This is a genomic window from Mesorhizobium sp. M7A.F.Ca.CA.002.15.2.1, from assembly GCF_003998715.1.
Taxonomy (GTDB): domain Bacteria; phylum Pseudomonadota; class Alphaproteobacteria; order Rhizobiales; family Rhizobiaceae; genus Mesorhizobium; species Mesorhizobium ciceri.
Genome location: NZ_RZPI01000151.1, coordinates 1 through 9515, shown reverse-complemented (window position 1 = coordinate 9515; position 9515 = coordinate 1). Strand labels below are relative to the sequence as shown.

The following is a 9515-nucleotide window of genomic DNA, read 5'->3' as shown; positions in this document are numbered from 1 at the left end:
CCTCAGCCGCCATCAACCGGTTTCCTTCCCTCGATCACAGTCTCCGTGAAAGCCTGGGCGGCAACAAGGCCGATTTGCCTGGTGTAGTCGGCTGCGTTGGCAGCCGGGATGCCAAGCCGGAACACGCCGTCGGCGGTCGGTCCGCCGACGATCTTCAGCCCGTTGCTGCCGAGGAAGGCGGAAATGTCCGACATCTTCGCATCCGGCTTGAACTTGACCAGGGCGTACGGCATTTTCGCCAGATCGTCTTGCGCGCCGGCAATCTCGAAATCATTGCCCTTTCCGCCGGGTTCGACAAACGACTGCACCATGACCAGCGCCAGCAGAACCGCGGCTGCCGCCCAGGCGACGCCGACCGGCACCGCCATAAAGCGGCCCCAGGCCTGCGCCAGCCAGGACGATCCTGCCGGCTTGCGCGCAGGCCCGGCCTCGGCGTCGAGTGCCTTGGCAAAGCGGCTGAGCGCATCGGCCGGCGGCCGGATTGCTTCGTTGGCGGCCGTGGCGCCGGAGAATTCGGCTTCAGCTTCGCCAAGGGCGGCAAGTGCGGCCGGATCGCTGGCCAGCCATTCCTCGACCGCTTCCAGGTCGGAACCTTCCAGCGAGCCGTTCAGGTAGAACGGCAGCAGCGTTTCCATTTCGTCGCGGCGCGACATCTTTTCAGCGGCGCTCATGGCCACCCCCTGTCGTAACCGGCGGCCTTGAGAGCCTCGCCGAGTTTCTTGCGGGCGTAGAACATCCGGGTCTTGACGGTGGCGACCGGAATGTCGAGCACCTCGCTGATCTCGCTCACCGACTGCCCGTGATAATAGGCAAGATCGATGACGACGCGATGCTCTTCCGGCAAGGCGTCGACGAAGCGCCGCAGGGCGGCCGCCTTGTCTTCCTTCATGGTGACGACTTCCGGCGTGTCGGCGCCGTCGGGCACCGCGGCGGCGGCCTCGTCGTCGATCCAGTCTTCCTTCTTCTTGCGCAGAAAGGACAGCGCCTTGAAACGGGCAATGCCGAGCAGCCATGTCGAGACTTCGGAACGCCCTTCGAAGCCGGGCGCCTGGCGCCACAACTCGAGGAAGACTTCGTTGGCGATATCGTCGGCCATCATTTCCGATCCCGTCTGGCGCGCCACGAAGCGGTAGACCCGCGCGTGGTGACGCATGAACAGGAGCCGCACGGCGGCTCGGTCGCCCTTCGCGACCCGGTCGACAAGCGCGCGATCGGTCTCCGTCGCTGCCGTCATGGCCGGTCGAGCCGCCTGGCTCCTGTCTGCTCTGTCGCTGATCGGCCCAAAAAGGTTCATCCTCCGCCAAGGAATTTTGCGGAGGCTAACCGAAGAGCGCGGAGGTTGCCAGAGGTGCGCCTCTTCCTTCTCCCACAAGGGCAGAAGGGAAGAGCTTCGCGGACCGCTTCTCACTCCAAGAAAGACTTCGCCTTCATCGTCGCGGGCACGGGAACGCCCAGTCGGCTCAGCACCGTCGGCGCCAGCTGCAGCTGGTCGAGTAGTGTGTCCGCATCCGGCCCTTTGCCTTGTCCAAAATAATACAGCGCGAAATCCTGCATCTCGTCGTCATGGCCGCCGTGATGGCCACGATCGGTCTGGCCGTGATCGGCGGTGACGATCACCTCATAGCCGGCTTCGATCCAGCGTGGCAGGAAGGCGGCCAGCATGCCGTCCATCGCATAGACGGCATGGTCCATCTCGTGGCAGTCGTGGCCGAAGCGGTGTCCCATCGAATCCAGCGTGCAGGTGTGCAGGATGCCGTAGTCGATGCCATGGCGTTTCGTCAGCATGGTCAGCGTCGCGAACAGGTCGACATCGCTCGGCGTCATCTGGTTGCGGAGATTGTAACCGGTCATGGTGTGGAAGCGGCCATGCGTGATCGGCCCGCCTGGCTCGTCGAATTCCATGCCCTCCACCAGGTCGAACGGGTAGGCGCGGAAGAATTCCGACCAGTAGGAATGGGTCACCGCCCCCGTCTTGCCGCCTGCCTTGCTGACCTCGGAGAAGATATCGGGCTGCTCGACGCGGAAACGGTTCTCATTGGAGAGAATCCCGTGCACCTGCGGCGAAACCCCGGTGTGGATCGAGGCATAGCAGCAGGCCGAGGTCGACGGCAGCACCGAGCGCATCTTCCAGACCTGCGCCTCGCCCGATTGCACCCAGCCTTCGAGATTGCCCATCAGCCGGCGCCAGTTCCGGTAAGGCACGCCATCGAGGATGATCAGCAGAAGCTTGGATTTGAGCGCCACGGGCTGCTCCATGCGGTTGGCGGTTGAAACGGGAACGCCGTGTGCCGTCCCGGGCACACGGCGTTCTGATAGATGAAATCGGACGATCAGGGTCCGCTCAAGCGTTGAGCCAGCACTCGGCAAGCGCGTAGCCGTCCATCATTTCGCCGATAGGGCTCTTGGCATAGCCGCCGATCTTGTTGGTGGCGGCCGCGTCGATGAACTGGTTGAAGAAGGGCACGATCAGCCCGCCTTCGTCACGCATCATCACTGCCATATCGTGGTAGATCGCCTGGCGCTTGGCCTGGTCGAGCTCGCCGCGCGCGGTAAACAGCATCTTGTCGAATTCCGGCCGCTTGAAGCGCGTGTCGTTCCAGTCGGCGGTCGAGACATAGCCGGTGGAATACATCTGGTCCTGCGTGGCGCGTCCGCCCCAGTAGGAGAGCGAGAAAGGCTGCTTGTTCCAGACCTCCGACCAGTAGCCGTCGCCGGGTTCGCGCTTGATCTCGATCTTGATGCCGGCTTTGGCGCAGGACTGCTGATAGAGCTGTGCGGCATCGACGGCGCCCGGGAAGGCGACGTCCGAGGTGCGCAGCACGATCGAGCCGCTGTGGCCTGATTTCTTGTAGGCTGCCGCCGCCTTGTCCGGATCGAACTTGCGCTGTTCGATATCGGCGGAAAACAGCGGATAGGCCTCGTTGATCGGGAAGTCGTTACCCACCGAGCCATAGCCGCGCAGGATCTTTTCCAGCATCTCGTCGCGGTCCATGGCTAGCTTCAGCGCCATGCGCAGATCGTTGCTGTCGAAAGGTGCGGTGTCGCAGAACATGTTGAACGGATAGTAGCCCTTGCCCGAGACGTTCTCGATGGAAACGCCCGCGATGCGCTTGACCAGATCGACGACCTTGGGTTCGACGCGGTTGATCATGTGCACCTGGCCGCCTTGCAAGGCTGCAAGCCGTGCGGTCGCATCATTGATGACGATGATCTCGACCTGGTCGGCATGGCCGGCCTTGTCGCCAAGCCAGTAATTGGCGAAACGCTCGCCGCCATGGCGCACGCCTGGCTGGTTGACGCTAACCTTGTAGGGTCCGGCGCTGATGCCGGCATTCGGATCGTCCTTGCCGCCATTCGGCTGGATGACGAGATGGTAGTCGGCCATCAGATAGGGGAAGTCGGCATCGGCGTCGCCGAGCGTGACGATGACTTCCTTGCCGCTCGCCTTGACGCCCTTGATGTTCTTGAGGATGCCGAGTGCTCCGGACTTGGACTTCTCGTCCGCATGGCGCTCGATGGTGGCGGCAACGTCCTCCGCGCCGACCGTCTTGCCATTGTGGAACTCGATGCCATCGCGGATCTTGATCGTCCATGTCTTGGCGTCGGCTGAGGCGCCAATCTCTTCGGCAATCAGGTTGACCAGCTTGTTGTCCGGTGTGAGGCGCACAAGATACTCGCCCCAAAGCTTGCCAAAGCTGAAGGTTACCTGGCTGAGATTCAGCGCCGGATCGAGGCTGTTGGTGGATTCCCCGCCCTGCAGGCCAGCCTTGATGATACCGCCCTTCACCGCCGTCTGGGCAAATGCCTTGCCGGCCAGCGCCGGCATCATGGCCGCCGATACGCCGAGCGCGGCGGCGCGCCCAAGAAAGGCACGGCGCGATATCCGGCCGTGACCGGCGAGTTCGGCGAGATAATCGAGTTCAGTTTTCATGTCCTACCCCTGTTTAAAAGTCGTGCGAGCGGCGCTCGTCCCGAAGGACGTGTGGCGCTCTAGTGTTGCATCCGGATGACGGTCGCTGACGCCCCTATGTGGCAGCTTGGTCTGACACAATTTCCAGGGGAAGCGCCTGCCTTTTTCTTCCGGCAGTATTGGTTCCCAGTTTTCCCGGAATTGCTTTAGTTCCCCGCGCTGGCCATGCGCCGTCCCTTGATTGCCTTTTCCAGCCAGCCGATTTCCATCTCTGGAACCGAGGAGAGCAGCAGGTCGGTGTAGGCGTCGAAGGGCGGGCTCAGCACCTTGCCCTTGGGGCCGTAACGCACCACCTCGCCGCGATACATAACCGCGATTGAATCGGCGATCGACTTCACCGTGGCAAGGTCATGCGTGATGAACAGATAGGCGACGTTCTCTTCCTTCTGCAGCTCCAGCAGCAGCTCGAGGATGCCGTGTGCCACCAGCGGATCGAGCGCCGAGGTCACCTCGTCGCAGATGATCAGCTTCGGCTTGGCGGCAAGCGACCGGGCGATGCAGACACGCTGTTTCTGGCCGCCGGAAAGCTCGGCCGGGTAGCGGTCGGAAAATCCCTTGCCCATCTCGATCTTGTCGAGCAGTTCGGCAACGCGTCTGTCGCGCTCACGGCCGCGCATGCCGAAATAAAACTCCAGCGGCCGGCCGATGATGGTGCCGACGGTCTGACGCGGGTTCATCGCCACATCGGCCATCTGGTAGATCATCTGCAACTGGCGCAGATCCTCCTTCGGCCGGTCGGCCAGCCTGTTGGCCAGCGCGCGTCCGTCGAAGGTGACGGTACCCTGTTCGGGTGGCAAAAGTCCCGTGATGGCGCGCGCCAGCGTCGACTTGCCGGAGCCGGACTCGCCGACCACGGCCAGCGTCTGGCCCGGATAGATGTCGACGGATACGTCCTTCAGCACCTTGATATGGCTGCGGCCATAGGCGGCGGTGACGTTCTTCACCGACAGGAACGGCGACGTGCCGGGCTTCTGCTCCTGGTGTTCGATCTCATGCACCGAGACCAGCGCGTTGGTGTATTCCTGGCGCGGCTCCTTGATGATCTGCCTTGTGCCGCCCCATTCGACCAGCCTTCCATGGCGCAGCACCATGATCTCGTCGGAGACCTGGGCGACGACGGCAAGGTCGTGCGTGATGTAGAGCGCAGCGACATGGGTGTCGCGGATGGCGTCCTTGATCGCCGCCAGCACGTCGATCTGCGTCGTCACGTCGAGCGCCGTGGTCGGCTCGTCGAAGACGATCAGGTCCGGCTCGGAGCACAGGGCCATCGCCGTCATCACACGCTGCAACTGGCCGCCCGAAACCTGGTGCGGAAAACGCTCGCCGATGGTTTCAGGGTTCGGCAGGCTGAGCTTCTTGAACAGCGCAACCGCGCGCTTCTCGGCCTCGGCGCGTGTCGCGGTGCCGTGCAGCAGGGTGGCTTCCACCACCTGGTCCATCAGTCTGTGCGCCGGGTTGAAGGCCGCTGCCGCCGACTGCGCGACATAGCAGACCTCGCGGCCGCGTAATTTGCGGAAGCCGTCCTTGCCGCCCTTGAGGATGTCGCGGCCGTTCAGGATCACCTCGCCGCCTGTGATGCGCACGCCGCCGCGGCCGTAGCCCATAGACGACAGGCCGATAGTCGACTTGCCGGCGCCGGATTCGCCGATCAGGCCGAGCACCTTGCCCTTCTCGAGCGTCAGTGAGACATCGTGCACCAGCACGATGTCCTTCGGCGGTTCGCCGGGCGGGAAGACGGTAGCCTCGATGCGCAGATTGCGGATGTCGAGCAGCAGGCCTGACTTCGGTTGCCCGAGCTTCGCTTTGGTGTCGGCCATCACCCGCGTCCTCCCTTGAGGCTTGTCGTCCGGTTGAGCACCCAGTCGGCAACCAGGTTGACGGAAATCGCCAGCAGCGCGATCGCCCCCGCTGGGATGAGTGCGGCCGCGATGCCGAACACGATGCCGTCTTTGTTTTCCTTGACCATGCCGCCCCAGTCGGCGTCCGGTGGCTGCACGCCAAGGCCGAGGAACGACAGCGTCGACAGGAACAGCACCGCGTAGATGAAGCGCAGACCGAGTTCGGAAACCAGCGGCGACAATGCGTTGGGGAGGATCTCGCGGAAGATGATCCAGCCGCTGCCTTCACCGCGCAGTTTCGCCGCTTCGACATAGTCCATGACGTTGATGTCGACGGCGACCGCGCGCGACAGGCGATAGACGCGGGTCGAATCCAGAATGCCCATCACCAGGATCAGCGTCACCAGATTGGTCGGCAGCACCGACAGCACGACGAGACCCATGATCAGTGTCGGGATCGACATCAAGAGATCGACGAGGCGCGACAGCAGCGTGTCGAACCAGCCGCCGAAGACGGCCGCCGAGAAGCCGAGAATGGCGCCGAGCGAGAACGACAGCGCGGTGGCCAGCACCGCGATGAACAAAGTGATGCGGGCGCCGTAGATCATGCGCGAAAGCAGGTCTCGGCCGAGATTGTCGGTGCCCAGCAAATGGGCAGCCGACATCGGTTCCCAGACGTCGCCGACGATTTCGCCATTGCCGTGCGGCGCGATCCAGGGGGCGAAGACCGCCGCAAGCACGAACAATGCCGTCAGCACGATGCCGATCAGCGCGGGGATGGGGATGCGTTTGATATCGAGCATATCCGCCCCCTATTTCGGATGTCTGAGACGCGGATTGGCGACGATCGCCGCTATGTCCGCAATGATGTTCAGGCTGATATAGACGGCGGCGAAGATCAGGCCGACCGCCTGCACCACCGGCACGTCTCGCTTGGTGACGTGGTCGACCAGATACTGTCCCATGCCCGGATAGACGAAGATCACCTCGACCACGACGACGCCGACGATCAAGTAGGCGAGGTTGAGCATGACGACATTGATGATCGGCGCGATGGCATTGGGGAAGGCGTGCTTGCGGATGACGTTGAAGGCCGACAGGCCCTTCAGTTCCGCCGTCTCGACATAGGCCGACTGCATGACATTGAGGATCGCCGCGCGTGTCATGCGCATCATGTGGGCGAGCACGACCAGCGTCAGCGCCGTCGCCGGCAAGGCGATCGCCTGCATCCGTTCGCCAAAAGGCATGCCGTCATAGACGGTCGAAATGCCGGGGAATATCTGCCATTTCACGGCGAAGAAATAGACCAGCACATAGCCGATGAAGAATTCGGGAAACGAGGTCGAGGCCAGCGCCAGCCCGGAGATCAGCTTGTCGACCCAGCCATTGCGGTAGCGCACCGCGATCAGGCCGAGGATGATCGCCAGCGGCACGGCGACGATCGCCGCCCAGAAGGCGAGGAACAGCGTGTTCCACAGCCGTCCCTTGATCGACGTGGCGATGTCCTGCCCGCTCGACATGGCCGTGCCGAGATCGCCGGTCAGCACGCCGCCCAGCCAATGAAAATACCTGAGATAGGCTGGCTGGTTGAGTCCGAGCTGCTCGCGCAGATTGGCAAGCGACTCCGGCGTCGCCGACTGTCCGAGAATGGCTTGCGCGACGTCGCCGGGCAGGATCTGGGTGCCGGCGAAGATCAGGACCGAAACGGCCAACAAGAGCAGAATGCCCAGCGCAACGCGCTGGGCCACCAGTTTCAAGATGGGTGAGGACATATCCGCAAGGCCAAGCTCAGGCTTCGAGCCAGCACTTCGCCAGCGCGTAGCCGTTCATCAGCTCCTGATGCGGATCGTCGACCCAGCCGCCGACCTTGGCGCCGGTAGCGTCGATGAACTGGTTGAACATCGGCAGGATCAGGCCGCCCTCGTCTCGTACCAGGACAGCCATGTCATGATACATCTGCTTGCGCTTGGTCTCGTCGAGCTCGGCGCGCGCCGCCAGCACCATCTTGTCGAAGTCAGGACGCTTGAAACGCGTGTCGTTCCAGTCGGCGGTCGACAGATAAGCGGTGGAGTACATCTGGTCCTGGGTCGAGCGGCCGCCCCAGTAGGACGCGCAGAAGGGCTGCTTGTTCCAGACCTCGTTCCAATAGCCGTCGCCGGGCTCACGCTTCAGCTCGATCTGAATGCCGGCCTTGGCCGCGCTCTGCTGGAACAACTGCGATGCATCGACGGCGCCCGGGAAAGCGACGTCCGAGGTCCGCAGCAGGACGGCGCCGTCGTGGCCGGACTTCTTGAAGTGGAACTTGGCCTTGTCGGGATCGTACTTGCGCTGCTCGATCTCGGTAAACAGCGGATAGGACGCATTGATCGGGAAGTCGTTGCCGAGCGAACCGTAGCCGCGCAGGATCTTGTCCAGCATTTCCTCGCGGTCGATGGCCAGCTTCAGTGCCATGCGCAAATCGGCGTTGTCGAACGGCGCCGTGTTGCAATGCATGATGAACACGTAGTGGCCAGGACCCGCGTGGTTGCGGATGGTGACGCCCGGCAGGCGCTTGATCAGGTCGACGATCTTCGGCTCGACGCGGTTGATCACGTTGACCTGGCCGCCCTGCAGGGCGGCCGTGCGCGCTGTCGCATCGTTGATGACGATGATCTCGATCTGGTCGGCATGGCCCATCTTGTCGCCCTGCCAGTAATTGGCGAAACGCTCGCCGCCATGGCGCACACCGGGCTCATTGGTCGTGACCTTGTAAGGACCGGCCGAGATGCCTGCGTCAGCCTTGTCCTTGCCGCCATTTGGTTGGACGATCAGGTGATAGTCGCTGAGCAAATAGGGCAGATCGGCATTGGCCTCCTTCAGCGTCAGCACGACTTCCTTGCCGCTGGCCTTGATGGTCTCGATACCTTTCATGTAGCCGAGCGCGCCGGATTTCGACTTCTCGTCGGAATGGCGCTCAAGTGTGGCGGCCACGTCCTCGGCGGTCACTGTCTTGCCGTTGTGGAATTCGACGCCGTCGCGGATCTTCAGCGTCCACACCTTGGCGTCGTCCGACGAGCCGATCTCCTCGGCGATGCGGTTCTCGAGCTTGCCTTCCGGCGAAAGCTCGACAATCAATTCGCCCCACATCTTGCCGAAGGCGAACGGCACCTGAGTCATGAACAGTGCCGGATCAAGGCTGTTGGTGGATTCGCCGCCGACAAGTCCGGCCTTCAGTGTGCCGCCCTTGACCGGGCCTGCCGCGCGTGCAGCGCTTGAAAGCAGCGAGGTGGCGAAGGGCGCGGAGATACCGAGCGCCGCCGCCCGGCCGAGAAAATCACGACGGCTCAGTTTGCCCGACGCGACACGCCGGCTAAGAAATTCCAGTTCGTTCGACATTTTGAGTTCCTCACTCTGTTGGTTCGACTCTGCGGTCGTTTTTCTTGTTTCTTGTGAGGAGAATAATGACCGCAAGGGAAAGCGGTAAGCAAGACCGAATGCGACATGCCGTGGCGTAAATCGTACGTCGCAATTGGACCAATGAAATCGGCATTCAAAGAAACGCGCGCGGCACCTTCTCCTCGAAATTGCGCTCGAAGACGAGGGTTTCGTCCTCATAGGCCTCGATTCTGGCGCTGACGCTGAAGTTTTGCCCGTCCGATCGCATTTCGGCTGTCGTTTCGGTGCGTACTGACCATCCGTTTCGCGACAGGGTCTGCGTCCAGTGCGTC

The 9515-nt window shown here is 62.7% G+C and carries 8 protein-coding genes; all 8 read right to left on the bottom strand.

The features are described 5' to 3' along the window. Positions 1-2 precede the first annotated feature (2 nt). The gene (locus ENZ74_RS11455) at positions 3-671 is read right to left on the bottom strand and encodes an anti-sigma factor (RefSeq protein ID WP_082826721.1); all 669 of its coding nucleotides are present in this window, start codon (positions 669-671) and stop codon (positions 3-5) included. After that, positions 668-1234: a sigma-70 family RNA polymerase sigma factor gene (locus tag ENZ74_RS11450; RefSeq protein WP_027163789.1), complete on the bottom strand. Its 567-nt coding sequence runs from the start codon at positions 1232-1234 to the stop codon at positions 668-670. The genes ENZ74_RS11455 and ENZ74_RS11450 overlap by 4 nt, the downstream gene beginning before the upstream one ends. A gap of 170 nt (positions 1235-1404) precedes the next feature. Then, the gene (locus ENZ74_RS11445) at positions 1405-2244 is read right to left on the bottom strand and encodes an alkaline phosphatase family protein (RefSeq protein WP_024501944.1); all 840 of its coding nucleotides are present in this window, start codon (positions 2242-2244) and stop codon (positions 1405-1407) included. A 97-nt stretch (positions 2245-2341) separates the two neighbouring features. Continuing rightward, a complete protein-coding gene (locus tag ENZ74_RS11440; RefSeq protein WP_024501943.1) occupies positions 2342-3931 on the bottom strand; it encodes an ABC transporter substrate-binding protein in 1590 nt (529 codons plus the stop codon). A 185-nt stretch (positions 3932-4116) separates the two neighbouring features. Beyond that, the gene (locus ENZ74_RS11435) at positions 4117-5787 is read right to left on the bottom strand and encodes an ABC transporter ATP-binding protein (protein ID WP_013528251.1); all 1671 of its coding nucleotides are present in this window, start codon (positions 5785-5787) and stop codon (positions 4117-4119) included. Next, positions 5787-6611, bottom strand: coding sequence for an ABC transporter permease (locus tag ENZ74_RS11430; protein WP_013528250.1), 825 nt, complete (start codon positions 6609-6611; stop codon positions 5787-5789). The genes ENZ74_RS11435 and ENZ74_RS11430 overlap by 1 nt, the downstream gene beginning before the upstream one ends. A 9-nt stretch (positions 6612-6620) precedes the next feature. Beyond that, a complete protein-coding gene (locus ENZ74_RS11425) occupies positions 6621-7580 on the bottom strand; it encodes an ABC transporter permease (RefSeq protein WP_013528249.1) in 960 nt (319 codons plus the stop codon). 16 nt (positions 7581-7596) lie between these two features. Then, positions 7597-9183 (bottom strand): ABC transporter substrate-binding protein, encoded by a 1587-nt coding sequence (locus tag ENZ74_RS11420; protein WP_063169819.1) that lies wholly within the window; start codon positions 9181-9183, stop codon positions 7597-7599. Positions 9184-9515 lie beyond the last annotated feature (332 nt).

Excerpts from the sequence above, each read along its gene's own strand:
- ENZ74_RS11420 (WP_063169819.1), bottom strand. The coding sequence starts at position 9,183 with ATGTCGAACGAACTGGAATTTCTTAGCCGGCGTGTCGCGTCGGGCAAA.
- ENZ74_RS11440 (WP_024501943.1), bottom strand. The coding sequence starts at position 3,931 with ATGAAAACTGAACTCGATTATCTCGCCGAACTCGCCGGTCACGGCCGG.
- ENZ74_RS11455 (WP_082826721.1), bottom strand. The coding sequence starts at position 671 with ATGAGCGCCGCTGAAAAGATGTCGCGCCGCGACGAAATGGAAACGCTG.
- ENZ74_RS11435 (WP_013528251.1), bottom strand. The coding sequence starts at position 5,787 with ATGGCCGACACCAAAGCGAAGCTCGGGCAACCGAAGTCAGGCCTGCTG.
- ENZ74_RS11450 (WP_027163789.1), bottom strand. The coding sequence starts at position 1,234 with ATGACGGCAGCGACGGAGACCGATCGCGCGCTTGTCGACCGGGTCGCG.
- ENZ74_RS11430 (WP_013528250.1), bottom strand. The coding sequence starts at position 6,611 with ATGCTCGATATCAAACGCATCCCCATCCCCGCGCTGATCGGCATCGTG.
- ENZ74_RS11425 (WP_013528249.1), bottom strand. The coding sequence starts at position 7,580 with ATGTCCTCACCCATCTTGAAACTGGTGGCCCAGCGCGTTGCGCTGGGC.